This window comes from Pseudoalteromonas sp. AWH4_217 (assembly GCF_056161105.1).
This window is the reverse complement of the sequence record NZ_JBSWYM010000014.1, coordinates 36,594-62,432: the sequence shown is the minus strand read 5'-3', so window position 1 is coordinate 62,432 and position 25,839 is coordinate 36,594. Positions and strand designations below refer to the sequence as shown.

21 protein-coding genes are annotated in these 25,839 nt (G+C 48.1%); 11 read left to right on the top strand and 10 right to left on the bottom strand.

What is annotated here, in order from left to right; all coding sequences use genetic code 11:
* Positions 1-6: 6 nt before the first annotated feature.
* From ACXAH1_RS17195 to ACXAH1_RS17170, 6 genes are all read left to right on the top strand, one after another.
* Positions 7-966, top strand: a complete 960-nt coding sequence (locus ACXAH1_RS17195; protein WP_046007417.1) for an SPFH domain-containing protein — start codon at positions 7-9, stop codon at positions 964-966.
* Positions 963-1,424, top strand: a complete 462-nt coding sequence (locus tag ACXAH1_RS17190; RefSeq protein ID WP_475198368.1) for an NfeD family protein — start codon at positions 963-965, stop codon at positions 1,422-1,424. The genes ACXAH1_RS17195 and ACXAH1_RS17190 overlap by 4 nt, the downstream gene beginning before the upstream one ends.
* Before the next feature lie 218 nt (positions 1,425-1,642).
* The gene (locus ACXAH1_RS17185) at positions 1,643-2,101 is read left to right on the top strand and encodes a GNAT family N-acetyltransferase (protein ID WP_475198366.1); all 459 of its coding nucleotides are present in this window, start codon (positions 1,643-1,645) and stop codon (positions 2,099-2,101) included.
* A gap of 114 nt (positions 2,102-2,215) precedes the next feature.
* Positions 2,216-4,630 (top strand): hybrid sensor histidine kinase/response regulator, encoded by a 2,415-nt coding sequence (locus ACXAH1_RS17180; RefSeq protein ID WP_475198364.1) that lies wholly within the window; start codon positions 2,216-2,218, stop codon positions 4,628-4,630.
* Positions 4,623-5,858 carry a hybrid sensor histidine kinase/response regulator gene (locus ACXAH1_RS17175; RefSeq protein ID WP_475198362.1) on the top strand — a complete coding sequence of 412 codons (1,236 nt, stop codon included), beginning with the start codon at positions 4,623-4,625 and terminating at the stop codon, positions 5,856-5,858. The genes ACXAH1_RS17180 and ACXAH1_RS17175 overlap by 8 nt, the downstream gene beginning before the upstream one ends.
* Positions 5,859-6,096: 238 nt before the next feature.
* Positions 6,097-6,564 (top strand): 2TM domain-containing protein, encoded by a 468-nt coding sequence (locus ACXAH1_RS17170; protein WP_475198360.1) that lies wholly within the window; start codon positions 6,097-6,099, stop codon positions 6,562-6,564.
* A gap of 35 nt (positions 6,565-6,599) precedes the next feature.
* Here ACXAH1_RS17170 and ACXAH1_RS17165 read toward each other — a convergent pair whose 3' ends face one another.
* The 5 genes from ACXAH1_RS17165 to ACXAH1_RS17145 form a co-directional block, all read right to left on the bottom strand.
* Positions 6,600-8,861 (bottom strand): ATP-binding protein, encoded by a 2,262-nt coding sequence (locus tag ACXAH1_RS17165; protein ID WP_475198358.1) that lies wholly within the window; start codon positions 8,859-8,861, stop codon positions 6,600-6,602.
* Positions 8,862-9,088: 227 nt separating this feature from the next.
* Positions 9,089-10,363, bottom strand: a complete 1,275-nt coding sequence (locus ACXAH1_RS17160; protein WP_475198357.1) for a hemolysin family protein — start codon at positions 10,361-10,363, stop codon at positions 9,089-9,091.
* 101 nt (positions 10,364-10,464) lie between these two features.
* Positions 10,465-11,229 carry an AraC family transcriptional regulator gene (locus tag ACXAH1_RS17155; RefSeq protein ID WP_475198355.1) on the bottom strand — a complete coding sequence of 255 codons (765 nt, stop codon included), beginning with the start codon at positions 11,227-11,229 and terminating at the stop codon, positions 10,465-10,467.
* Positions 11,192-11,635: a carboxymuconolactone decarboxylase family protein gene (locus ACXAH1_RS17150; protein ID WP_475198354.1), complete on the bottom strand. Its 444-nt coding sequence runs from the start codon at positions 11,633-11,635 to the stop codon at positions 11,192-11,194. The genes ACXAH1_RS17155 and ACXAH1_RS17150 overlap by 38 nt, the downstream gene beginning before the upstream one ends.
* Positions 11,636-11,732: 97 nt before the next feature.
* On the bottom strand, positions 11,733-12,806 hold the full coding sequence (locus ACXAH1_RS17145) for an SGNH/GDSL hydrolase family protein (RefSeq protein ID WP_475198351.1): 1,074 nt from the start codon (positions 12,804-12,806) through the stop codon (positions 11,733-11,735).
* Between the two features lie 238 nt (positions 12,807-13,044).
* Here ACXAH1_RS17145 and ACXAH1_RS17140 point away from each other — a divergent pair, with 238 nt between their 5' ends.
* The 3 genes from ACXAH1_RS17140 to ACXAH1_RS17130 all read left to right on the top strand — a co-directional run bounded on the left by ACXAH1_RS17140 (position 13,045) and on the right by ACXAH1_RS17130 (position 15,739).
* Entirely contained in the window at positions 13,045-13,614 is a 570-nt protein-coding gene (locus tag ACXAH1_RS17140) for a hypothetical protein (protein WP_475198350.1), read from the top strand.
* An 87-nt stretch (positions 13,615-13,701) separates the two neighbouring features.
* On the top strand, positions 13,702-13,896 hold the full coding sequence (locus ACXAH1_RS17135) for a hypothetical protein (protein WP_475198347.1): 195 nt from the start codon (positions 13,702-13,704) through the stop codon (positions 13,894-13,896).
* Positions 13,897-14,140: 244 nt separating this feature from the next.
* Complete coding sequence (locus tag ACXAH1_RS17130; RefSeq protein WP_475198346.1) at positions 14,141-15,739, top strand: formylglycine-generating enzyme family protein; 1,599 nt, start codon at positions 14,141-14,143, stop codon at positions 15,737-15,739.
* Positions 15,740-15,785: 46 nt separating this feature from the next.
* Here the strand turns inward: ACXAH1_RS17130 and ACXAH1_RS17125 are convergent, their stop codons facing one another.
* The 5 genes from ACXAH1_RS17125 to ahpC all read right to left on the bottom strand — a co-directional run bounded on the left by ACXAH1_RS17125 (position 15,786) and on the right by ahpC (position 24,272).
* Positions 15,786-17,615, bottom strand: coding sequence for a winged helix-turn-helix domain-containing protein (locus ACXAH1_RS17125; protein ID WP_475198343.1), 1,830 nt, complete (start codon positions 17,613-17,615; stop codon positions 15,786-15,788).
* 137 nt (positions 17,616-17,752) lie between these two features.
* Positions 17,753-21,091: an SdrD B-like domain-containing protein gene (locus ACXAH1_RS17120; protein WP_475198340.1), complete on the bottom strand. Its 3,339-nt coding sequence runs from the start codon at positions 21,089-21,091 to the stop codon at positions 17,753-17,755.
* A gap of 7 nt (positions 21,092-21,098) precedes the next feature.
* Entirely contained in the window at positions 21,099-21,629 is a 531-nt protein-coding gene (locus ACXAH1_RS17115; protein ID WP_475198338.1) for a hypothetical protein, read from the bottom strand.
* Between the two features lie 291 nt (positions 21,630-21,920).
* Entirely contained in the window at positions 21,921-23,492 is a 1,572-nt protein-coding gene (ahpF, locus tag ACXAH1_RS17110; RefSeq protein ID WP_475198337.1) for an alkyl hydroperoxide reductase subunit F, read from the bottom strand.
* 210 nt (positions 23,493-23,702) lie between these two features.
* Positions 23,703-24,272: an alkyl hydroperoxide reductase subunit C gene (gene ahpC, locus ACXAH1_RS17105; protein WP_475198335.1), complete on the bottom strand. Its 570-nt coding sequence runs from the start codon at positions 24,270-24,272 to the stop codon at positions 23,703-23,705.
* 220 nt (positions 24,273-24,492) lie between these two features.
* Here ahpC and ACXAH1_RS17100 point away from each other — a divergent pair, with 220 nt between their 5' ends.
* Positions 24,493-24,915, top strand: coding sequence for a DUF3429 family protein (locus tag ACXAH1_RS17100; protein ID WP_475198333.1), 423 nt, complete (start codon positions 24,493-24,495; stop codon positions 24,913-24,915).
* A gap of 62 nt (positions 24,916-24,977) precedes the next feature.
* Entirely contained in the window at positions 24,978-25,820 is an 843-nt protein-coding gene (locus tag ACXAH1_RS17095; RefSeq protein WP_475198331.1) for a GGDEF domain-containing protein, read from the top strand.
* Positions 25,821-25,839: the final 19 nt, after the last annotated feature.

Sequence of the window (25,839 nt, the reverse complement as noted above, 5' to 3'; positions counted from 1 at the left end):
ATAAACATGGACCCTATCACGCTCATTCTCGACTACCTCCTCACCGTTGAGGCCTTTTTACTGATTTTTATCATCTTTGTGCTCAAAGGCAGCATTAAGTTCGTACCACAAAACCGCGCCTGGATCATAGAAAGGTTTGGTAAATACCAGTCAACCAAAGAAGCCGGTTTGAACTTTATTGTGCCTTTTATCGATCAGGTCTCTGCCGACCGCAGCCTTAAAGAGCAAGCCGTCGATGTGCCTTCACAGTCTGCCATCACCCGCGACAACATCTCTTTAATTGTGGACGGCGTGCTGTACTTTCGGGTGCTGGACCCCTACAAAGCCACCTATGGCGTCGACGATTACATCTTCGCCGTGACTCAGCTGGCGCAAACCACCATGCGTAGTGAGCTGGGCAAAATGGAGCTGGATAAAACCTTTGAAGAGCGGGATATGCTCAACACCAATATTGTCTCTGCCATCAATGCCGCATCCGACCCCTGGGGCATTCAGGTGCTCAGATATGAGATCAAAGACATAGTGCCACCCAACTCAGTAATGGAAGCCATGGAAGCGCAAATGAAAGCAGAGCGGGTTAAGCGTGCGCAGATCCTGGAATCGGAAGGTGACAGACAAGCCGCCATCAATGTGGCCGAGGGTAAAAAGCAAGCCCAGGTACTGGCCGCAGAGGCCGAAAAAGCCGAGCAGATCCTAAAAGCAGAAGGTGAAGCGAAAGCCATTATCGCCGTTGCGGAAGCGCAAGCGGATGCACTGAGAAAAGTCGGTGAAGCCGCCAACACAGAGGAGGGCCAAAAAGCCATTCAGCTCGACCTGGCCAGCAAAGCCATTGTTGCCAAAGAGGCCATTGCCCGTGAATCTTCCGTGGTCTTGTTGCCTGAAAGCGGCACCGATCCCAGCTCTTTGGTGGCACAGGGCATGTCGATCATCAACAGCCTGAATAAAAAGCAAAAGGAGCAGCCGTGACCCTGTTTGTTGAACATCTGAGCCAGATCCTGATTGTACTCGGGCTGCTGGCTTTAATCATAGAAGTCGCCGTACTGGGCTTTGCCACCTTTGTGTTGTTTTTCCTCGGCCTGTCACTGGTCCTGAGTGGCCTGATGATGTCAATGGGCTTACTGGACGCTACCCTGATGAACGCGCTGTGGGTCAATGCGGTATTAACCGCCGCTCTGGCAGCTGTACTTTGGCAACCGCTCAAGCGTATGCAAGCTAAGACAGAAAGCACAGAAGTAAACAGCGACTTTGCCGACATTACCTTTACACTCAGCGAAGATCTCAACGAGCAAAGTCAGCTCACCCATGCTTACTCCGGGATCACCTGGCAGCTAAAAAGCGAAACGCCTATTGCAAAAGGCACCACAGTCAAAGTGGTTAAGAAAAGTGTTGGGGTGCTGTGGGTAGAGGCGCTCGGTGACGAGTGACAGAAACACCTTTTCGCAGCGCTAGGAAGTGAAGTCAGAGATGACCGGTAAGCCAGCTACAGGGCAGTACTTCGTTCTTTTGTATAGTTTAGTTCAAAGCCTGCATTGTTGATTCTGTAGAGATGGGGTAGATTTGATCACTGGGATAGACATTTTAAAATCGATCTCTGCATCACCATTACCCCCAAAAATATCACAACTAAAAAACAAGGAATAACATGCACGTAAGGCCCGCGGAGCAAAAGGATTTAGATATTCTCAGTCAGATTTGTATGGAATCATTTGATTGTGCGCTGGCCAATACCTTACCAGCGGCAGGTCGGGATACTTTTAAGGCAATTGCCGCACCCGCTGCGATTGGGGCGCGGCTGGCGGAAGACAACCAAGTTTTGGTGGCTGAAATTGCAGGCACGCCTGTTGGTATGCTTGAGCTAAAGGCGGGTCGTCATATTGCCATGTTGTTTGTTGCCCCGGCTCAGCAACATCAGGGCGTTGGCAAAGCCCTGATTAATGCGGCATTTGAACTGGCCACGGAGCAGAGCGTAACGGTTTCGGCTTCGCTGCCATCGGTGGGGGCTTATCAAAAGTATGGTTTTGAGTTGGCCGGAGAGGTTGCCGAGTCTGGCGGCCTGGTTTATCAGCCCATGGAAGCCACACTGCCCCAGCCGCTTTTATAATCCTCCAAACGCTTGCACCCAAGGTGCATCAGCCGTGATAAATGCGCCAATCAGTGGTCGTTTTTATTGATCATTCACTACACTGTAAGTTCGGTACGTGAAGTGAGATGTAATATGTTTGACGATGACACGCTCCTGTTTGGCTCTGATGATGAACCTGAAGAGTTACCCAGCCTGCCCCCCTGGAAAATCCTGTTGGTTGATGATGAAGAAGACATCCATCAGATTTCAAGGCTGGTACTTGAGCAGATGGAACTGGATGGCCGCGGCGTGACCTTTCTGAATGCTTACAGTGGTACTCAGGCACAGCAGGTATTGGCTGAACATGACGACATTGCTCTGATATTACTCGACGTAGTGATGGAAACCGCAGAGGCCGGACTGGATTTTGCAAAATATGTTCGTGAGCAAGCTCAGAATCACAAAGTTCGCATCATATTGCGCACCGGCCAGCCAGGTATGGCGCCAGAATCTGACATTACCCGGGAATACGATGTTAACGACTACAAAACCAAAACGGAGCTTACCAGCAGTAAATTAAAAGCGTCGGTGCTGGTTGCACTACGCACTTATCAGCACCTGGACAAAACCCAGCAAGTCCAGTCAGGACTGGACAAAATCATCACCTGTACCAATGCCCTTTTGAGCGACTCTGAGCTGGTTGAATTCGAACTTAGGGTATTTCAGACCCTCACGGAAACTTTGCCACTTAGCCAGCAATTTGAACCTGCCCCAATGAGTGTATTTATTGTTGAGCTGGATCTCACCAGGGAAAGCTTTGAGCAGCTCCTGCCTCAGGAAGACATTGCGCTGGCCATGCCAGAGCCAATCCGGCAGCAATTTATGGCGCAATACAGTGCTCAAGAGAGCGCCCATTCAGAGCGCAGTGCCATTTTGGACAATTACGCCCTGCTATTTCTGGGTGATAAAGCCGATGGTACGCCCATCTTTGCGATAGCCTGTTACACCAACCCGATAGAAGAGCAAGAAGCGCAACTGCTGCTGAATTTGGGTCATAACCTGGGCATTGCCTGGCGTAACACCCAGCTTCAGGAAAGGCTTAGTAACAATAATATTGAGCTTGAGGGGTTAGTCGAAGAACGCACGGCTGAATTGCAATCGGCAAGAGAGCGCGCAGAGCAAGCCAATCTGGCAAAAAGCATGTTTTTATCGAACATGAGCCACGAGATCCGCACCCCGCTCAATGCGGTGCTTGGCTTTGCCCAATTACTTGAGCGAGCCAATGATTTAAGCACCAGCCACAAAGGCACCATGAACAAAATTATCCGCGCGGGCAATCACCTGCTGGACATTATTAACGACGTGCTGGACATTTCAAAAATAGAAGCGGGTTCAAGTAAGCTCAACCCCGTTGATTTTGAACTGAATGCACTGCTTGAAGACCTGGGGAGTATGTTCAAGCTCAAGTGCGAGCAAAAGCAGCTTACCTGGCAACTCGACAGCACGCTTAATGCACCGATAGGGGTTCATGGCGACCAGGGTAAACTGCGCCAGGTGCTGATCAATTTGCTTGGCAATGCTGTAAAGTTTACTGACCAGGGGACCATTAAACTGAGCTACACCCAGCCAGAACCGGGGTTACATCACTTCGAGGTGCAAGACACCGGACCGGGGATCGTACCAGAAGATCTGCAAAACCTCTTTACTAGCTTTACGCAAGGCAGTGCAGGTGTTGAAAAAGGCGGCACTGGTCTGGGTCTGTGTATTTCGTCGAAGCAAGTTGAAATGATGGGCGGTAAGCTGGATGTGCAATCTGAGCCTGGTAAAGGCAGTTGTTTTTCATTTACTTTGCCGCTGCAAGAGGCACAAGTGGCTACCACCAACGCCCAGAGAAAAAATTTGCAGCAATTAAGTGTTCGTGCCGACAAACAATTGAGCGCCTTATGCGTAGACGATGTTGCCTATAATCGGGAGATACTTGGCCAGACACTGGCAGCCTGTGGTATTGACGTAGATTACGCTGAGGATGGCAAACAAGCCATCGAACTCATTCAGCAAAAGAACTTTGATATTGTGTTTCTGGATCTGCTCATGCCCGTTATGCGCGGCGATGAAGCCGTTGTTATCATTCGAAAGGACCTTGGTTTATCTGAGCTAAAATGCGTCGCTATTTCGGCATTCAGCTTACACCATGAGGTACAACATTACCTCAGTATTGGCTTTGACCAGTTTATTGGTAAGCCCTACACAATCGAGCAAATCTTCGACTCCTTGTTGTCGTTCTTCCCTGACCACTTTGAAAGTACAGAACTGACGGAATCAGCAAACTCTGATAATGAGTCGTCAAATGAGATCCAGCCTGCCAATTTTTCGCTACCCGTGGAACAACGCGCGCAATTGATCCAATATGCTCAGGTCAATAACAGCTCGCGCATCAAACAAGCCCTAAAAGAAATTGAGTCACAGCAGCCAAATAACAGGCAGCTTGCGCAATACTTGGCTAAATTTATAAGTAGGTTTGATATGTCAGGCTTTATTGCGGCGCTCGACGAGGTGCAAGATGGATGATGATCCGGTTTCACTGAATATTTGCAGAATTTTGATTGTTGATGACAAGGCTGAAAACCTTGAACTGCTGACCAACTTTTTGGAACCCGAGGGGTACGAGGTCGCATTTGCCACTTCAGGCAAAGAAGCAATTAATATTGCCACCATTTTCCTTCCCCACTTAATCTTACTCGACGTCATGATGCCCGGCATAGACGGGTTTGAAACCTGCCGCCGGCTAAAGTCACTGGACAAAGTGAAAGAGATCCCGGTTATCTTTGTCACCGGCAAAAGCGAATTAAGTGACATCGTTGAAGCCTTTAGTGTCGGCGCGGTCGATTACGTCACAAAACCCATTCGCCAAGAAGAATTACTGGCCCGCGTATCTACTCACCTGCAATTACAAGCATTGATCAATTTACGTGATGAGCTTATTTCCACGCTAAGGGATAAGACGCTGGAGCTGGAGAAACTCTCAAAGCTCAAAGAGCAACAACTGGAGACCTCGCAACATTTTAGCCATATTGGTGAGCTGGTTGGAGAGCTCACCCATGAGCTGGGTACCCCTTTAAGCGTGGTGCGTACCGCAGTGTCACATCTGAATGAAAAACAGCAAGAACTTGGCCAGCAGTTACAAAAGCAAACCCTGGCAAAGCAGGATTTGCAAACCTTTATTGATAATACGGCCCAAAGCTGTGAGATAGTGCTATCCAGTATGGATAATGTGATGCACCTGATAGACAGCTTTAAGAACATAGTGGTGGGCGAGTTCAGTGGTACTATTTCACAGTGCAACTTACACGACTACCTGCACAATATTCAATACGTCCTGACGCCCAAGTTAAAACGTACTCCCCACACAGTTTCTATTAACTGCCCGCAAACACTCCACATTGTGTCAGATACCGGAGCCTTGTCTCAGGTGTTGATCAACCTGATCAATAACGCACTGATCCACGCATTTGAAGAACAAACTGCTGGCACTGTAGATATTCATGTAGAGCATCTGGATGGCAATGTCGCCCTGAGCATAAAAGACAATGGTAAAGGGATTGAATGTGAACAGACCAGCAAGGTGTTTGATAAATACTACACAACCCGGGTAGGCACAGGCGGCAGTGGGCTGGGTTTGTATATAGTGAAAAAGCTAGTCGAAACTCGCTTGAAAGGCAGTATTGCGTTATCCAGTGAGCCCGGAGAAGGCACAGTATTTCATATTGTACTGCCTCAGGAGTTGAAAACGAACTAATGCCCGACAGTTATCTACTTATAGTCTGCCAAGCCTTTGACATGTCGGTGTGCTTAACCCCCAGATAGTATTATACTGCGAGGGAGGTTTTCGCAATTGTGTGGTCCAGAGACAGTGCGTTACCCTTCATCTAACATATTGAAATATATACTTTGTCATTCCGGTGTCGTTACGCTGACGTACACTATCGGCGAGGATAGGCGTAAAACAAGTGACAGAGCAGCAAACAGGAAAAATAATGATTATCAGGAAACTCAGATTACAACGCGGTTGGTCGCAGGAACAGCTGGCAACGCTTAGCGGATTGAGTATTCGTACTATTCAGCGAATTGAGCGAGGCCAGAGTCCCAGTCTGGAGTCATTAAAATCGTTGGCTGCTGTTTTTGAAACTGATGTTGCAGATCTCAAAGAGGAGCCGAATGATATGAACCATCAAACCATATCCCATCAGGAACAACGTGTCATAGAGCAGGTACGCGCCATAAAAGATTTTTACTCGCACTTAATCACCTATGTTTTAGTCAACGCCGTACTGTTTGGCATAAACATTTTCACCAGTCCAGAGTATATCTGGGCCTGGTGGCCTGCACTCGGCTGGGGGATAGGACTGCTCAGTCACTGGGCGAGCGCGTTTGAGGTCTTTGACTTGTTTGGCGCGCAATGGGAAAAGCGACAGATAGAGAAACGCCTGGGGCGGAAGCTCTAAATAGAGACAAAGAGAGTTCTTTCGCCGCTGAGCGCCTACTTCGTTTGGCCTGCGGCTTTGTCCACCAGCATTTTGAGCATCTCAGCTTGCAGGACATCGGCCTGAATGGGTTTACTGACATAACCACTCATACCGCAGGCCAGACAAGTTTTGCGCTCCCCCTGCATGGCATTGGCAGTCAGCGCGATAATGGGTAGGTCACGACAAGCCTCCAGCTCCGGGCTGCTGCGGATATGCCGGGTTGCTTCATAGCCATCCATAACGGGCATCTGGCAGTCCATCAACACTAAATCCGGTAAGGCATGCTCTGGCATGGCTTTGAGCATATCCACAGCTTGTTTTCCGGACTCCGCCAGTTGTACTTCTACCTCCCAACTTGCCAGCATTTTACTGGCAACCACCTGATTGATCGGGTTATCTTCCGCAAGCAACACACGTACGCCACGTAAGGGCGACTCCCCCGCCACCGGCTTGGGTAGCTTAGAACCAGAATTACCTGAAAACATCTGGACCAGGTCTTTGGCGGTAACCGGTGGATACACGACCGTTATCTGGTGCTGAGCAAAAACCGGCTCGTGCTGTATCTCACATTCCATATTGCAAATAGCGAGGATTTTTCGACTCTCCGATAGGACCCTGAGCGCTTCTAACTGTTTCTCCTTATACGCAGGTTCAATCATATCCAAAATCAGTACATCGTGGCTGATATCGCCGGCAAGGGGTAACATCAACACCTGTGCCTGGCAACCCAACACCTCAAGCTGCCGGCAGACAATTTGTGTTAATCCGGGCTGCTGTGACAACACCGCCACACGCGCTCCTTGTGGCGCAATATCCCTGCCCCACAGCCCGCCTTTTTGCGCCTCAACCTCAAAATGAAAGCGAAAATGGGCGCCGGGCTCGGTGCTTTCAACCAGCTCAATATCTCCGTTCATCAACTTGCAAAGTTGCTTAACAATAGCAAGCCCCAATCCGGTGCCACCATATTTACGGGTTGTCGAGGCATCACATTGACTGAAAGAACTAAACAGTTTGTGCCTGGCTTGGGGTTTAATGCCAATGCCAGAATCAATGACATCGCACTGCAACGCAGTGACCGAATTTTGGGTGACTGACAGTTCCACCTCGTCACACCTCAAAATCAGCTGAAGCGTACCTGTGTCAGTAAATTTAACAGCATTACTTAGCAGGTTGGTCAGGATTTGCCGCGCCCTGACCGGATCAAGACGGACAAAACGATGTTTCAGAGCGTGGCAATCTACCAGCAAAGTAAGCTGCTTTTGATCCAGCGTAATCGCAAACGACTTCACCACTGAATCAACCAACTCATAGAGATCAACAGACTCTACATTAATCTCCAGTTTGCCCGATTCAATTTTAGAGAAGTCCAGAATATCGTTGATCACGCCCAGTAACGAATGGGCGCTGGCGTCAGCCAGCTTGGCGTATTGTTTCTGCTGTGCATCCAGGTCATGACTGAGCAATAAGTTCAGACACCCAATCACACCATTGATTGGTGTGCGGATCTCATGACTCATGTTGGCCAAAAATTCAGATTTCATTTTGGAGTGCTGCTCTGCACGTTGCTTTGCCTGCTGCAGTGCCTGATTCGACTCTATCAATTGATGCTGAATTTCACGGTTTTTGGCATTGCGATATTCCCCGGTCATGATCGCAAACGCAAAATTAAACACCAACTGACTCATAAACAAGGAAATCACGAATAATTGCGCTTTCAATGTCTGATCTTGCTGAAGGCTATTGGTCGCGGGGTCTGACAAAACATCAAACGCTTTACCCAGGGCAAACAGCGTGACAAAGCCCAGACTCAGGCTGATCAGTACAAATGACACCGAATAACGAGGCCGACCGAAACGATACAGACAAGCCCAGATCCACCCTGATGTAATGGTGAGCGTGAGCATACCTAAGATCAGCCGTGACGCGTAATTTGAAACGACGTAAGTGAAAATACAGTGAATGAGCAAAAATGCCCCGTAATAGCAGGCAATCTGGCGCAGCGGTACAACTTGTTCGCAGGCATGGTAACAGCCAATGAGCACCAAAATCAGGGCAGCCTGACCAAACAAATTGGGCAACAGATAACGGACACTCAATGGCAGCTCGTTTTGCACCCCAAACAGGATCATGCAAAGTGCCAGGCAGATTGGTGACAACGCCCAGTATAGCGTGGCTTTTACATCGCGGTTGGCCAGCCACAAAAACACTAAGGCCAGTGCGGAGGCAACCACCCCTGCACCCGCCATAAGCAATAAAGAAGGCGTAGATAAATGCACTGGCTGCTCGATAGGGAGCCAGTATAAGTGTGCAGCTCCCCTAAAATTAACGGTTATTCAAAACTCTAGAAGACAGATGCAGGCTTGTAAAGTGAGTGAAAGTGCCCGACTGAAATACTGTCTGGCACTTTGATTTGAAACACTGATTTAAAACACAATGCACTACGCCACCTTTCGGCGCACAGTTGACTTGAAGATGCCAATCGCGGATGCCAATCGTGGAAGGTTTAGCTACGGCTCACTTCAATCTGCTTGATGGCCAGGCCCTGTATCTCTGTCACTTTAAAGGTAAAGCCCTCAATTTCTATTGTTTCGCCCTGATGCGGAAAATGTCGGCAGTGATGGATCAGATACCCCGCCAGCGTCTCTATTGCGTCAACGGGCATAAACTCATGCTCAACCACCGACAGCTGGAAATCTTTCATCGACATGTCACCTTGCACCAGCCAGCGTGATGCATCTTTTTGCCGAAACTGGGCTTCTATCGCCTCGCTGTCTTTGAGCGCAATAAAGTTTAGAATGCTAGACAATGTCACCATACCCACCACAGTCGCAAACTCATTGATCACCACCGCAGTATTGCAAGGATGTGCTTTTAGCGCGTTCAGTGCATCCGATAAGCTCAGTGTATCGAGCAGGATAACCGGCCGTAAAAAAGCCTCCTGCTGTGCATCGAGCAGGGGTCGGCCTGCAATCAGATTACTTAACAGCTGCTTCGCCTCCACGGCCGCAATCACCTGATCCAGGCTAGCATCACAGAGTAAATACTGCTGAAAACTGTGGTTTTGAATTTGTTTTGCCAGCGCTTTTTCATCGTCATGGATATTGAGCCATTCAACGGCATCACGATTGATCATTGCCTGAGTAATGCTGGTCTGGTCCAGATCCAGTACATTGCCGATAATATTGTGCTCATGTGCCCCCAACTCTCCCTGCTCAGCACTTTGGTCAACCACTGCAAACAAGTCATCCCGGGTGATCAGTTCATCGCGCTGATTGGGCAATTTAAATGCGCGAATAATCACATCCGCCATCAGGTTAAATAGCCAAATCACAGGTTTAAACAGCCAAACGCTTGCCAGCATCAGGCTGATAAAGCGCATTGCAATAGATTCGGGGATCACCATGGCAACCCGCTTAGGCAGCAGATCGGCAAACAACACAAACATGGCCGTGATCAGCAAAAAAGACAGCACCGTTGAAACCTGCAACAAAATCGTATGGTATTGCGCCACATCAGCAACAAGCAGACCCAAAATGACTTGCGATGCCTGATAGATGTAGGGCGTAAATACCGACTCGCCAATCATACCGGCAACAATGGCCAGGGCGTTCAGCACCACCTGAACAGCCGCAAAAAACTGGTGTGCGTTGGCCTGTAAATACATCACTTTTTTGGCGCGGAGATCGCCCAGATCCAGCCGGCTTTGTAGTTTTACTTTACGCGCAGCAGCCAGAGATATTTCGCATAAAGCAAACACAGCGCTCATTATTATGAGCAAAAAAACCCATATAAGGTCCAATTACACACCTGACGGTTAAACGGAATTCGAGCGCGATATATACGCCCAATCGGCGTTGCTGGCAATAAAAAAATCGCTATTTACACAAATAATTGGCGGGCATATTTACCCGGGGTGATGCGCAGAATGTCCTTAAACTCCCGGGTAAGGTGCGCCTGATCAGAAAACCCGCAAGCCAATGCTAATTGTGCCAGATTTGTCATAGGGTTATCTCTGAGTTTTTGCTGCGCATTGCGGATCCGATAAATACGAGCAAGATATTTGGGAGTCAGCTCTGACTGTTCTTTTACCTGACGCTCAAGCTGGCGCATACACAGGGGTACAGCACGATAAGCGTCTTCAAGCGGATTTAATTGCATCAGCTGATTAATCAGCTGATAAGTGTATTGCAGGTCACAGCTCAAGTTCGGCGCTGAGGCAGCAAAAGTGTCCAGCCACTGCTGCAGAGTATGCAGTGCCGGCGCTTGTTTGAGCTGCTCAGCCAGCGCACATAATCCGGATGCCGATAACACTGGATGAACCGCTTCCTGAAGTGCCTTGAATCTCGCTGGGAATAAGCGGATCCCAGCAAATTCGGCTCCGGCGCTGTAACTGAGTTCTGCAGATTGTTTTGAAGGGGCCTGAATATGAAAAGGCGCAGATATTTTATGCTCATCCAGCGTCAACTCACCTTTGAGCAAAAATAAAACGCCCTGAGCACCATCGCAGGGTAACCAGCGAGTACCCGCCTGCGTAGCACGTGCAAACCACACGGCCTGCACGTATCGCCCTGTTTCGCCATCCGGTTGATGGCGCTGTAAAATTAGCTCACTGTTCATCTGGGTCAGGTTTAAACATTTTGACAACTCGGTTCCAGGCATTAATAGCATTGATGGCAACCGTCAGAGTAACCAGGGCATCACCACTGAACACGTCTGACAATTGTGCATACAGAGTATCCTCAATGGGTTGAAGGTTTGTCAATTGCTCGCATAAAGTGAGTGCCAGCCGCTCCTGCGTCGTAAAGCCCGACATATCTCGCCAGGCGTTTAGTGCGATGATCCGTTTGGCGCATTCTCCCTGCTCCATCGCCTGGCGGCTATGCATGGCAATACAGTAGCCGCACTGGTTTAGCTGAGACGCTCTGAGTTTAACCAGCTCCCACAGTTTTGTATCCAAGTGACGCGTTACTTCCTCATTCAGTAATTGTTCCTGAACAAACAGGTGTTGCATCAGTTTAGGGGCACATTGTAAATAGTTGGCTCTTTTCATGGTCTTTTCCTGTTGTGTCTTCCATGGCAGTCAGATTACCTGCTCGCATTACAACAGGATTGAAGAAAAACGACTTTATCGCCTGAGTATCCGGCAATCAGAGCAGGTCATGTTGTTTGATAAAATCGACCAATCCGGATGCAATATCCTTATGTTCCTGCGCCGTGGGGTGCCAGATACAGCCTTCCAGAGGAGAAACAAAGGTATTGGCATACACATGTTCGACCCCTTCGCTGGCCAACTGTTTCAATGCGGTGTCCGTCGCCGGAATGATAAAATCGTAGGGGTAAGCGGGTCGGGGCATAACCACTATGGCCACTTCCGGATAACGACTGCGCAAAGAGTGAACGAACTCGACCATGGCTTCCTCCCATGCAGCTTTTACCTCTTCAATGGTTTGCCATGGCTCATGGGGTTGAGGGTCGGTACTAAAATCATTGGTGCCAAACTCAAGTACGATTAACTCGGGGTACCTTTCCTGATAGGGCAATTCATCGCCAAACACCGCTGATATTTTATCTACATAATCGACCAGTGTATGATGCGACTGGTTGCCATTCCAGTTGCGAATTAAGCCTAAACCGGAATATGAAACCTGCGTAAAGGAGCTACTTAATTGCTGCGCAGCCAGATAAGGGAAAGCCAGCCGGGCGTTGCTGGTATCATTGATCTCCTGCCAGGTGCACTGCCTTTTGGTAGATTCACTGCCAAAGCCGGCACTAATCGAATCGCCTATAAAGAGAATATGTGGTTGCACCTCCCAGGTACCTTCGAGCCGGCCATCTACCTCAAAACTAAGAAGTTTGCTGCGCGCCTCGTAGTGCTCCCAGCGCTTGACCACTTCAATGTGCACGCGTTTTGGCTGTGGTTGCTCAAACAATATAAAGCTTTGTGCCTCTCCCGTTTGCGTCGTAGCTATCTTTTTATGTAACTTGCCGTCAACCAGAATGTCGAACTGCTCGCCGTGGCCCATTAAGTTAACTGCTAAGGATTTACCCACCAGCTGAGTATGAATGGCTGTGCCTGGCCAGTTGAATTCAACACTGCCGTCTTGATAGTTTTTATGAATGCGGCCTTCATAGACCAACGCATGATGGGTAGCGGGCAGAATATTGGCAAAACAACTCAGGCTAACACTCAGCCCCAGTAAAATGAATATTAAGCGAGACATAGCAAGTTCCTTTTTTGTTAAAAAAGTAAACCTAGTGTTTAAACCCTAACTCCACAAGCCGATTAAATTGAAATTTTCTAAACTCGTGAGCTTCTGGACTCAAAAAGAAAATACAGATTGCTACCACACTCAAAAACCAATACCAAATCATGGCAAATTTAGTACACCCCCTCTTTTATTCCTATGCAAAAGGCAATATAGTTACCAGAAGGTAAATTTAAGCACAAAGTCAATTAACATGTTTTCAATTGCTCGGGCAACGATAATATCAGTGCTGTTACTCGGTGGCTGTAGCCAGACTTATATGCCGCAATCACACTCAACCAATGTGGTCCCCAGTTGCGAGATGCCACAACTTGAACATCCCGGTTTGCGATTACTTGCTGATCAGACTGTTCCGCCGGGCATCATTCTGGATAGCGGCCAGGGTGGGCTGTGTAATGCGCAAAACTATCAGGCTGTTCAGGACCTGGTCATTTGGCGTGCCTGGAACAGTACCTACGAAGGATCGAAACTGGGCAAATGGTGGTCACTGCAAAAGCCGACCGGGCCGATTTCTCTGTATCGCGCTGAATTCAATATTTGCCCCAAATACTCACCACTGGACATGCTGGTGCGTTGTACACTCAAAGCCGGTACTGAGGTGGTCATTGGCCCGGGCCAGAGCGCACAATGCAGCGAGTATTTTACCTATCCTCAGTCAGATACCAACCAGCTTTATGTTGCCAATGCCGAGCTGGCGACGATGAACTGCACCACTTTCTCCGGGCAATTCTCCTGGCATGAAGCAGACATGAAGGAACAATAGGTTTACTCCCTGCAGCATCTTTTTTGTGTTGCAGGGGTCCACGATGAAGCGTTCAATGCGCTTCCTAACACGACAAAGGAAATGAAAATGAAACTCTCGTTAAACAAAAAAAAGATTAAGTCACTGTCTCAAAACAACACTTTATCAGCACAGCAAACCCCTCAGGTCGGCGGCGCAGTAGCAACTGGGTTTCCAAACTGTCCCAATACCAATTTTTGTAATTCAATCAATGCCTGCTGGACTTTCAAAGACAATCGTCCGGATTGTATTATCTGGGGCTAATTGAGTGCGCCAGTATAACTTGTCTGTCCGCCCTTTTAACTCCACATGCAACGCATACTGAGCATAAAAAGGCCCGGGTAAAAACTTTGCGGCGACGTTTTTTCGCCGCATTACCATCAATTAACCATATGATATTTATACTTATATACTCTATTCAACTTCTCATTGGCTAACTATCAGAAATAAAATAGGACTCTCATCACGCTCACCCTTAGTGTCTGTATAAACATTGAGAGGAGATCCTATGACTTTACCAATTCACGCTCTGTTACTGAGCACAGTTTCAGCCTCAACACAGGTGACACCGATTGAACCAGCCCTCGTCCCTGTTGTTGATAAAGACCAGCAGATAAACCTGCAGATGGGCAAATATGAAGTCACGGTTGCGGAATTTTCCCGTTTTGTTGAAGCAACAGGTTATCAGGTGCCAAAAAAGTGTATGCTCTTTACCTCAACACGCTGGCCTGATCCTGACTCTCCGGGTAACTGGGATAACCCTGAATTGACTCACAACCCCTACCGCCCTGTTGTTTGCATAGGTATACCTGGTGCGACGGCCTATGCACAATGGTTATCTGAACAAACCGGCAAACCCTACCGGTTGCCCACTCTAAAGGAATGGCGACTGGCCGCCTCTGCACGGACCACAAGCCGCTCTCCATTTGGTGAGGACTGGCAGCAAACACAGATCTGTAAGTATGAGAATACCGAAGATCTCGCAAACCTGGCAGGGATGCAGATTGACCATCAACACCGTTACCGGAGCAGTGCAAACTGTAACGATGGTGCGGTTTATCACACGGTCGTAGGCATGTATCGCCCCAACCCACTGGGCCTGCACGATATGATGGGCAATGTGAAGGAGCTACTGCAAAGCTGCCAGCGCTGGGATAACAAGAATCCAAAACAATGCACGCATTATGATGTTGCGGGTGAAGGCTGGCACTGGCAAACGCGTGGCGTCTTCAATGCAGACACCATTGCGGCTGATTTTTATGGCAGTATAGAGGGGTTTCGTTTAGTGCTTGAACAACCAGCCGAAGGAAGTGAGAGACCATTCAATGAGGTATTTGCCAGGGAGCTTGCTGATGCACAGCGCCAGCAACGACTTGCACACCAACAACTCAGGCAGCTTCCACCCGCCCCGGCAGGCGTGCGCGCTGTTCGCAATCAAAACAATCAGGTCACTATTAGCTGGCAGGAACTTGCTGATCAATCTACCCGGTACTCAGTGTTCCGAAGTTACGTCGACCCGAATGGCCAGCTCAGTCGAAAACAAACACAGGTAGCCAAAGACCTGAGCCTGGGTCAGTTTACAGATCAGCTGCCCGGAGCAGGACAAGCAAGCTACAGGGTTGCAGCGACGACAAGCCCTGGCCAGGGGCCTTTCAGTGTGCAGGTAGAAACCGGACATCATACCACCTTTGAGCCTGGGCAGCGCATTGAGGCCGAACATTATGTGATGCAAGAGCACGTTTACCTGATTGACCATAAAGAGAAAAACCAACAAAGCCTGGCATTCAACGATAACCCCCATCACTACCCTACCGGTGACAAGCCTTTACTACCGGCATGGAGCAGTTACCAGTTTAAAAGCCACACACAACAAGACGTCGAACTGCAGATGCGACTCAGAGCCGATAAGGGAAGCCAAATCGAGATTTGGCAGGGACACCACCTGGTTGCCCGGGTCACAGGTATGACGCCCGATACATTGGAGATAGTCAAAGTACCAGCAAAACTGATAGCCTCCGATGCACCAATAGAAGTACGGGCTGGCACGCAAACCTGGTTTATGGTTGACTGGTTACAGTTTAATCCCTTAGCCAGCTTGGAGCAGTAATTCGAGTTCTTAAACAGACGTATCGAACAGTGCCACATTGGGGCAATTATAAAGCCGCCAGCTCTCGTTCTGAGATTTGCTGGTGGCGCAGCCAGTCAACCCCGGTATTCGCTTTCAGATACGCCAGATAATACAGTTTCTCTTCCTGAGTGCTGGAACTAGCGCGGTAGAGCCTTAGCGCGGCTGTCTGTGCACTTTGGCCATCAAAACGCTGCTGAGCCAGTGTAAATGCACGTTTCAGCACCGTCATCATATGCGCCTCTTGCGCCTGTGCGGCATGAATCTGAGCCTTTAATAGCAATGCCCTGGGATTCTGTGACTCAGGCAGGATCAAGGCATGTGCTGCTTCGTAATCACCCTGCGCCAATGCATACTCCACTAACAGTGCCATCGCCTCATCCTGAACCCAATAGTTTTTGCTCGTACGAGGTAGCGCTACAACCTGCTTCAGATAAGGCTCAGCATCGCTGTCGTTGCCACTAAATATGGCAAAATGGTAGAGCACGATTGCCTGATTGCTCCTGTCCAGTTCGTGTGCGGTCAGAACGGACTGAGCCAGATTAAGATGATGGTACTGTTTCTCTACCTGTCCGGTTTTTTTAGCCAGTATGGAATACAATATGTGCAGCTCAAATCGACGCAAGCCATCAACACTATCTGTCATGGTCTCTGCTAATGCCTGATCTAACACCTGGTTCATTAATGACCAGTTACCCAGCTCATAGCTAAGCCAGGCCAATGTCGTCACATAGCGGTGCTTTAGTGGCTCAAGCTGAGTATCATGCAGCACCTCTGACATATCCCGTAAACTTGCCGTAGCCAGCATGTGCTGGCTACGCATTTTGTAAACCTTCCCCTTGTGCCAGTGAGCCAGTGCCACATAGGGCTTGTGCTGATGGCCATCGAATTGCTCAATCAGACGATCCAGATAGGTGATCGCCAAATCAAATTGTCCCTGATCAATATAATAACGGCCGGCAGCAAGAATAAGCTCAGGGTCATCCGGTGCCTGTCGGCTCATAGAGAGTACAACCAACTCATGTGTCGTGACATGATTGTCTGCAAACAGTCCCAGCGATTTCAGAGTAGTCAGACGCCGGGTCAGGCTTGTTGCTAACTCACTCTCATCCAACGCATAAACGTAGCCTTCCCAGACTATGCCAGATCTGGTGATGCCATAATGTATAAAAACACCGCTAGATTCTTGATAAAGCTTGCCCCACATCTGCCAGTTTTTCTGGCCCTTTAACCATAACAGCTCCGGAGTTTCAAATGCTTGCTCTATACTCACTTCACCCGGCTCTTGCTGGACCTGATCCAGTCCAGACATATCAATCGCCTGCTCAGCTATGTCAGAAAATGACAAAATGCCAGCCTCTGAGTCACCCATGTGCAAAATGGTGAATTGCGCTTCCACTGACGGCTTCTTGTAGTTATACAGACTCGCTGTTACATAAACAGACAAGCAAACAAGCAACACTGCTATTCCCCACCAGAAAGGCTCTCTGTGTCTGGCAACAAAGTCGGTTTCCATGGGTGTCTCAGTAACAGGCTTCTCAATGGGTGTCTCAGTAACAGGCCTCTCAGTAACAGGCCACTGCCATTGATACCCCAGGCGAGCGTAGGTGTGTATTGCATCGTCACCCAATATGCTTCTGAGCTGGCTTATGGTCTGAAAGATGACCTGTTCAGATACCACAGTCTCACCCCAGACTTCATCCAGGATCTGCGTTTTGCTGACTATCTCTTTATGATGGGTCAGAAGTAAGTGGAGTAATAAGGCCTGTTTGGGCTTAAGCGGCACGCGATATTCTGTTCGATACAGTGCCATACGGGTCAAATCAAATCGGTAGTCTGCAAAATAAATATCGGACATAAACCGTGTACAAAACAGTGAGTGAGATTAACCCAATATCTTGCAACATATTATCGACAAATGCAGCCTTGCAATTGTAACAATAAATCTATGCAGGTTCAGGCCGGGCGAAAAATGCCCGGCCTGTATTTGTGTATTTACTTCTGGTTAAGGGCAGCGACGACCTGCATAATATCTTTGAGGTCTATTTCTCCATCCTCATTCAGGTCAAATCGTTGTTCAAATTGCGTGTCTCCTGAAGTGGCAGACCATCCGCTCACTATCGCTGATACATCATCAGCCGACAACTCACTGTCTCCACTAAAATCATATGGGCTAACTTCTTTCAAAACAAAAACCTGTTGCTCACTGAGTATGGTTTTATCCTTGCTGAGCATCACCACTACAGTCACAGATGTATCACCCGGGGCAGAAACATCCCACAGATAACGGCCTTGTGAAAACTCTATACCCGTCGCAATTTCGGTCGTCGTTCCTTCAACCTGATAAGCAATATCTACAGTGTCAGAATCTGCAATATGAAGACCTGACCAATTGATACTGACCTGCTGCTCCGTACCTATGGCATTTTCAACATTGAGCAGTAAGACAGGCACAGCTACACCAAGTTGTTTAACTTCCTGGCTTGCTTCAGTCAAATTCACCGCATCGTCTGAAGTTTCGAATTGATAAGAAGCGTGACTAAAACTCAGTTTATACGAGCCTTTGGCTAAGTTCGCGAAACTAAACACCCCTTTATCATCAGTAAGCTGACGAGCAATTTCTATCTGGCTCAAGCCCACCCCGTTCGTAAGTACAACCTCAACACCGGCAATGCCCATTTCATTGCCATCATGTACCTGACCATGCAAGGTCGCCTGGTGTGTGTCTACGTAGATGCTGTTTGGCTCAGAGGTAGAATCCTCAGCCACCGAGTATACATTGTAGTAATACTGAGTATTTGCCGATGCGCTATCTACAAACTCAGATGCCAGCCCGGTAAATATCGTACTACCATCTGTGATGGAAGTCGGCAGGCTGCCCGTGGTTCTGGTGACAACGACTTCTTTGAGGTTACCACCTTGCGGATTTTGCCAGCTCAATGAGACAACCGCGCCATTTACAATCGCCTTAAGCGACGACACCTGTGCCACGACAAAACTGCTCTCCTGAGCATAAGTTGGCGCTTGCGCAACGCCGTTGACACTGATGTTTGCATCCGTGTTTTGTTGCCCTACGGTCAGTAATACGGTTGCACTATCCTCATTGCTCTGCGCGACCACATCTTCATAGTTCAGCACCAAAACTTTGCCGTTGGTCTGCGGAATAGTCACATAGACTTCTACTTCAGGATATTGAGGGTATTTCTCAACCTCAATGCTGTAAGTATCAGACAAAGGCAGAATAAACTCAGTGACCAGCTCTGAGTTTTTCAAATACGCGTGCGCCGTATCTGGTTCGTCAAGAATTGGCGATAGCAACACCGCACTTTGGTCGCTTTGGCGGTTTACCCCCACCAATTTGCCACCCGCAATCAAAACGGTGATGTGTTGTGGGTGTTCCAGTTCAACCACACTAGCAGGCGTATCTTCCTCTTCATTCAAAGTATCTTGCGACCGTTCACTGGCGCCAGGCTGACCATAGATGCGTAGCTGATCCGTGACGTCCGTATAGGCACCAAATTGCGCATAACTCGATGCGTTGTAGTAGTTTGTTAACTTAAAGTCTCCATGTTGATCATAAGGTTCCGTGCCATCATCTGGCGCTCCGGAGAATATAAAGTGCTTCAAAGTCAAGGAGTCAGTGAACTCCATCATGGTATATTCGCCCGGGAAGTTATTGTCATGAGTGATATACAAAGACACATCGTTATACTGGATCAACCCGGCTGCCAGAATAGAATGCCCACCGCCCCTTTTTGGACGATTAATGGTAAAGCGCAAACTGGCGATTTTATTTTCCATAAAGTGAGGCGAATAAAACGCATTCATTGCCGAGATGCCCGGGAATATGGTTCTCGGATGAGAGCCTATCCAAGCGTCACCTTTAAAGGCCGATTGTGATAAAAAGTAAAAGCCAATTTTGGACAAACCATGAAATGCATCTGCGGCATCCGACTTAACATCATAACTGCCAACGGCCTTCACATAAGGCTTAGGTGATTCCGTGTTGCGGTTGTCCCAATGATTCTGGAAAGTAGAAATCAGCTGTGCCCGTGTCAGCGTGGCATCAATGTTAGCTCCCCAAGCGACGCTCTCACTGGCATTGTTATAATTAGCAATCGCCGACGCAGCCATACCATGGCACACGCCCAGAAAACGCCGGTCTAGCCTGTCAAAGCCTTGTGTATAGTCTTTGAGGCGATAATAACCAATGACATCATAGGCTTTGCGTTTATTCGCCGGTGCCAGAAAGCTTGAAAATGAACGAGCAACTTTACGCATAAAGCCCAGATAAGATAGCTGATCCGGTGTACAACGATCGAATTTCCAGCACAAGAAAGAGGAAAGAGATACATCTTTGACCTCTGTTAGCATGAACTTATTCCAGTCGCCGTTTTGGAATGAAAAGCCATCCGTTGAGACGTTGAATGCGGTGGTATACACATTGAGGCTGTTCACATCCTCTATCGTTTCACACTCCTCAGATTTACATACCGACACCTGAGCATTGCTGAGATTGTACGGTGCCTCAGCCAAAGAAAAGTCTAGTCTGAAGGTCTTTTTATCTGTGTTAACGTTGCAGTTTTCAGCGGTGACTTTTAAGTTACTGTCTTGCGCATGAAACTGATAATTACAGACATCCTCCAGTGTCGCGCCGTTGAGCGCCTCCAGATCTTTGAAATAAATAGAAAATTGATTGGCAGTCAAAGCGCCCGGAGAAAGGATCACTTTGTCCAGATTAAATGTGTGATCAAACGCAGCTTCAATGAGATTAAATGCGACGTTGTCTATGGCATACCCCGCGTCTTCCTGAGCAATAATCTCAATCCGAAACGAGGCAATGTTTTCATCTCGAATAGCAAAGTGCTCAATACCAAATTGCGAATCCAGGACTTCGCGGATCAATTGACCTTCGGGATTAAACCACTGTAACCGCGTTGAACTCAGGTTATCAAAATACCCCGCGTCCAGCGAAAAACTATTTACCGTCGTCGGCTCACCCGTCAGGGGATCCACAAAACGTCCTTCAATGGCACCGTTATACTGAGGTGTTCCCGATAATACAGGACTCGTAGGATTGGCACTGTCAGACGTAATAAACGGCGCATCACCACCAAATATAATGCCCCTGTCGGCATACTGATCAGTGATTGCTGTACCTGTTGGGAATTCACTGAAGGTGATAGGCGTCATCCCCACAGCCGCAGCCTGTTCAGCAGCCTGAGGTCGAGACAATGACTTGTCATAATTCGCGCCGGCCGTGGAGCCTTCGGTTGCAAGAGTCGGCATACTCAGTAAACCAAGCAGCGCTGTAAAATATAAGTATTTCATCATTGCGCCCTCACTGTTCACTGACCGAAATGCTGCAACTGACTTGCTGCGCCAGTCGATTCATACAGAGTGTTTTGCTGCTGCTCACATCAAGCGTGCCTGCATCCGTATTGACTTCAAATTTCAAGACCTCAGCAGAGCCGTTAAAGCCACTGGTATTCCCATAAGTGAGCGCCCCAAAATGCAGCGCCTTCCCTTGGTCGCTGGATACAGGCCCAAGTGCAACCAAAGTACCGTCCGATACAATAAAACTGTTACTCATGGTCATCGACCCGTCATTAGGCGTAACACTAAAGTTCAGTTTCAGTTCATAGGCGGATATCGGTTGAGTCGTGTTCAGGGTGACTTTGTATCCCTTTGTTGTCGGAGCATCAGATTGTGGGGGATCTGATTGAGGCGGATCAGATTGAGTTGGAGGTGTGTTAGTTGTTGTTGCACTGGGGGAATCAACCCCACACCCAGCCAGTGCAATCAACAGTGACGAGCAAAAAACCAGACCTAAGGTATTTCGCGGGGCACCAGACGCGATAGAGGTTTTCATTGTTGCAGCCTTGTTTACGTACGAAGACTGATATAGCCGCTAAAATGCTATATCACCTTGTTCTTCGGGTACTGGGCTCACTTTTACTGCATACTGTACAACCTGTGAAGCGCAATAATCAAAGTGACTTTTCGTCAGCACATCGAAGTACACTCGCAAGTATAGTCTAACCATAGAATTGTAAAGCTCAGATATAAAAAAGCCACAACCAGTGATAACCCGGTTGTGGCTTTACTGTACTCAGATGAGTACAGGCTTGGGTGTAACTCGCTCTATGTTCGTTGTTTTAGGTTAGGCTGCCTGCTCAGCCATATCTGACTGATGTCTTATAAGGTAATCAAAAGCCCCAAGACTGGCTGTGGCCCCGCCTCCCATGGCGATGATAATTTGCTTGAATGGCTCGGTTGTCACATCTCCCGCGGCAAATACACCGTTGATGCTGGTCGCACCTTTGGAATCAATAGCAATTTCGCCAAAGGGTGTCAGCGCAATCCCGCTTCCCTCCAGCCACTCCGTATTCGGGATCAACCCGATTTGTACAAAAATACCAGCCAACTCAAGTTGGTGACTTTGATTACTTTGCCTGTCCACATAGGTCAAGCCTGTCACCTTGTTACCATCTCCCAACACTTCGGTTGTTTGGGCATGAGTGATGATAGCGACGTTTTTTAAGCTGCGCGCCTTTTTAATCAGCACTTCATCTGCTTTTAGCGAATCGGCAAACTCCAGCACGGTGACGTGTTCAACCTGATTAGCCAGATCAATGGCAGCCTCAATGCCGGAATTTCCTCCACCTATTACGGCAACAGGTTTGCCTTTAAACAAAGGACCATCACAGTGCGGGCAATACGCTACGCCTCTGCCTTTATATTCTTGCTCTCCCGGCACATTCATGGTCCGCCATCTTGCGCCAGTAGCAATCACGAGTGATTTTGCTTTCAAGGTTGCACCGCTTTCCAAAGTCAGCTCAAGCTTATTGCCTTGATTGAGTCTACTCGCTCGCTGGTGCTTAATTACATCCACCTGGTACTCGTTGACATGCTCTTCCAACTGAGCAACCAATTTAGGGCCCTCTGTGGCTGGCACGGATATAAAGTTTTCAATGCTCAAAGTATCTGCAACCTGACCGCCGAAGCGTTCGGCCACGATGCCAGTATTAAGGCCTTTTCGGGCCGCGTAAATGGCAGCAGCTGCACCTGCAGGGCCGCCTCCAACAACCAAAACATCAAACTCAGATTTTTGCGCAAGCTCGGCAGCCTGTCGCTCACTGTGTTTGCTGTCCAGTTTGGCCAGGATTTCGGGCAGGGAAATTGCGCCCTGGCTAAATAATTGGCCATTGAGATAAACGCTCGGTACAGCCAGAACGTTTCGTTGCTCAACTTCCTCAGGAAACAATGCGCCATCTATCATGGTCGCCTTGATTTTGGCATTGTGCGCCGCCATCAGGTTCAGGGCCTGCACAACCTGAGGACAGGTTTGGCAGCTCAGGGATATATAGACTTCAAAGCTAAGCTCGTCCTCAATAGACTGGATCACCGCCAGCATTTGTTCAGAGACTTTTGCCTGGTGTCCGCCAGTATGAAGCAAAGCCAACACTAAACTGGTAAATTCATGCCCCATGGGCACACCGGCAAACTCCACTCGGGTATCACGTACAGGAGAATACACAGTTAAACTGGGAGTACGCTGGCTATGTTCTGATTTGCCAATGGTAATTAACTCACTCAATGATGCGAGTTCTTGTGCCAGCGACGCCACCTCAGCCGACTTTGCGCTATCATCCAGCCCCAACAACAGTTCTATGGGGTCTACCAGTGCAGCGAAATGGGTTTGCAACTGACTTTTTATTTGATTATCTAACATTCTGTACTTCCTCAATATTTCTGTCATTACACCCGTTGAGTTATGCCTTTTAGGGGCGATTTTTTTTGATTTAGCAGGTCCGGGCTCAGATAGCCCGGACCCGTGTAATTTGCTTAACGCTATCGCCAATTTAAGGAAAAAGCCTTGTCATCAAGCTATCAATAGCGCTAAACGCGACAAACTTTTCCCTCTCATTGGCTTAACTGGGAATTACAGCTTACCAACCAGGTCTAAAGATGGTGCCAGTGTTTCTTCACCTGGTTGCCAAGACGCGGGACATACTTCACCATCGTGAGACGCAATGTACTGTGCCGCCTGAACTTTGCGCACAAGCTCTTTTGCACTGCGACCAATGCCCAGGTCGTGAGTTTCAACCACCTTAATTTCACCTTCCGGATTGATTACGAAGGTACCACGCAATGCCAGCCCTTCTTCCTCGATCATTACACCGAAATTGCGGGTAATTTTGCCAGTCGGGTCACCGACCATTGGGAATTGAATTTTCTTAATGGTTTCAGACGCATCATGCCAGGCTTTGTGAGTAAAGTGGGTGTCTGTTGAAACTGAGTATACTTCCACGCCCATTTCTTGTAGTTGTGCGTAGTGATCAGCAAGGTCACCGAGTTCAGTTGGACACACAAAAGTGAAATCTGCCGGGTAGAAAAAGACAATAGACCATTTGCCAAGTAAATCTTTTTCGCTGACATCAACGAACTCGCCGTGATGAAAAGCAGTTGCATTAAAAGGTTGAATTTGAGTGTTAATCAAAGAGGTCGTCATGTTGTTTCTCTCTTAGTTGTCAAGTTAATGGATAACAAGTGTGACTTTGATGCCGCCTTGTTGTCGTTGTGTGATTACTAAGATAGAGGGGAATGTTATTTTATTAAAATGGATTGTTTTGATTGCTTCAATCCGAAAAACTGATGAAACTTTGGCAAAGTTTATGCGTATATCAGATATAATTAAAACATGAGTCAGAACAAACTTTTAAGAGACCTGAATGCATCCATACTTCAACCATATTATGCTGGCCTATATTGGCTTTATTCCTTTTTTGCTGTGCGTCGCATTAACTCTGATGGTTGGTAGTTCAGCGGCGGCCATTGATACCTTTAGTTACTACAGTCTGGGTGTATTGGCGTTTTTGGCTGGTAGTCTGTGGCGCCCGGGAGAGCAGTCACAACAACAAGCCGTGATCGCAATCCTGGTTATTGTGCCTTTTCCTTTGCTGGCCCTTGTTTCACAGGTGGCTCTATTAAGTTATCTGGCAGTCTCTTATTGGATCATACTGTTGTTTGAACGGATTGCACCAAAGTGGCAAGAAACCCACCAGGATTACAAAAAAATGCGCTTTACACTCACTTCTGTCGTATTTGTCAGCCATTTATTCATGATAGCTCAGGCTCTGGAGCTGAGCGCCTGACGTATGTCACCCACTAAAGCGAGTAAAACCTGCTATACCTATAAGCAGACTGAGGATGGATTATGCGACAAAAACTTCTGCTCGCTTTGATCTGGCTCGCAACAGGCTTAGTGATTGTATTACTGTATAACAATCATCAGCCCTTTGGTGCCACGGTAGAGGAGCTCATTTGGTTTGCCATTGCGTTGACCGTATTGGTGCTTGGCCTGCCACATTTAAAGCACCAGCTGATATTATATGCTTGGGTGCTCTATTGTGGTGGCCTGTTGTTGGATCTGTTTGACGACCTGATGGGCGCAGAGCTGATGTTGGTCAACATCTTTGATACCTCACTCAAGCACTTAGGCTTTTTGCTAACCTGTTATGGCCTACACACTATCATTCAGCAGAAAAAAGAGACTATCTCGGCACTGAATAAAGAAATAGCCCGCCGTCACGAGTTGGAGCAGCAACTCAAGTTTGACGCAACTCATGACGAGCTAACCGAGCTTGGCAATCGCCGTGCCTGCTTTGAACGATTCGAGTCTCTTTGTAAAAACAGTAGCTTCCTTTATTATTTTGATCTGGATAACTTTAAACTAGCCAACGACCACCATGGACATCACACCGGCGACGAGATACTCAAGAAAGTGGCGCAGGCCATGGCCAGGCAGTTTTCCGCCGACGCATGTTTTCGCATTGGTGGAGACGAATTTGTTGCCTTTACACAAGAGGCTAACCTGCAGGAAGATGAACTCAGAGCCATGCTACTTGAAGAGGTATTTGAATATGGCGTTGGCGTCAGTATCGGAAAAGCAGCCGCAGATCCCGCTCAGGATCCGGATGCACTACTTCATCAGGCTGATTTGAGCATGTACGAAAACAAAGCCGGTAAAAGCATTCGTACTAAGATCAGGAAGCCATAATCTCCTGATAACTTAACAC

Coding starts and splice junctions, on each gene's coding strand:
- ACXAH1_RS17195 (WP_046007417.1), top strand. CDS start 7: ATGGACCCTATCACGCTCATTCTCGACTACCTCCTCACCGTTGAGGCC.
- ACXAH1_RS17185 (WP_475198366.1), top strand. CDS start 1,643: ATGCACGTAAGGCCCGCGGAGCAAAAGGATTTAGATATTCTCAGTCAG.
- ACXAH1_RS17180 (WP_475198364.1), top strand. CDS start 2,216: ATGTTTGACGATGACACGCTCCTGTTTGGCTCTGATGATGAACCTGAA.
- ACXAH1_RS17175 (WP_475198362.1), top strand. CDS start 4,623: ATGGATGATGATCCGGTTTCACTGAATATTTGCAGAATTTTGATTGTT.
- ACXAH1_RS17170 (WP_475198360.1), top strand. CDS start 6,097: ATGATTATCAGGAAACTCAGATTACAACGCGGTTGGTCGCAGGAACAG.
- ACXAH1_RS17150 (WP_475198354.1), bottom strand. CDS start 11,635: ATGAAAAGAGCCAACTATTTACAATGTGCCCCTAAACTGATGCAACAC.
- ACXAH1_RS17145 (WP_475198351.1), bottom strand. CDS start 12,806: ATGTCTCGCTTAATATTCATTTTACTGGGGCTGAGTGTTAGCCTGAGT.
- ACXAH1_RS17140 (WP_475198350.1), top strand. CDS start 13,045: ATGTTTTCAATTGCTCGGGCAACGATAATATCAGTGCTGTTACTCGGT.
- ACXAH1_RS17135 (WP_475198347.1), top strand. CDS start 13,702: ATGAAACTCTCGTTAAACAAAAAAAAGATTAAGTCACTGTCTCAAAAC.
- ACXAH1_RS17130 (WP_475198346.1), top strand. CDS start 14,141: ATGACTTTACCAATTCACGCTCTGTTACTGAGCACAGTTTCAGCCTCA.
- ACXAH1_RS17125 (WP_475198343.1), bottom strand. CDS start 17,615: ATGTCCGATATTTATTTTGCAGACTACCGATTTGATTTGACCCGTATG.
- ACXAH1_RS17120 (WP_475198340.1), bottom strand. CDS start 21,091: ATGATGAAATACTTATATTTTACAGCGCTGCTTGGTTTACTGAGTATG.
- ACXAH1_RS17115 (WP_475198338.1), bottom strand. CDS start 21,629: ATGAAAACCTCTATCGCGTCTGGTGCCCCGCGAAATACCTTAGGTCTG.
- ahpF (WP_475198337.1), bottom strand. CDS start 23,492: ATGTTAGATAATCAAATAAAAAGTCAGTTGCAAACCCATTTCGCTGCA.
- ahpC (WP_475198335.1), bottom strand. CDS start 24,272: ATGACGACCTCTTTGATTAACACTCAAATTCAACCTTTTAATGCAACT.
- ACXAH1_RS17100 (WP_475198333.1), top strand. CDS start 24,493: ATGCATCCATACTTCAACCATATTATGCTGGCCTATATTGGCTTTATT.
- ACXAH1_RS17095 (WP_475198331.1), top strand. CDS start 24,978: ATGCGACAAAAACTTCTGCTCGCTTTGATCTGGCTCGCAACAGGCTTA.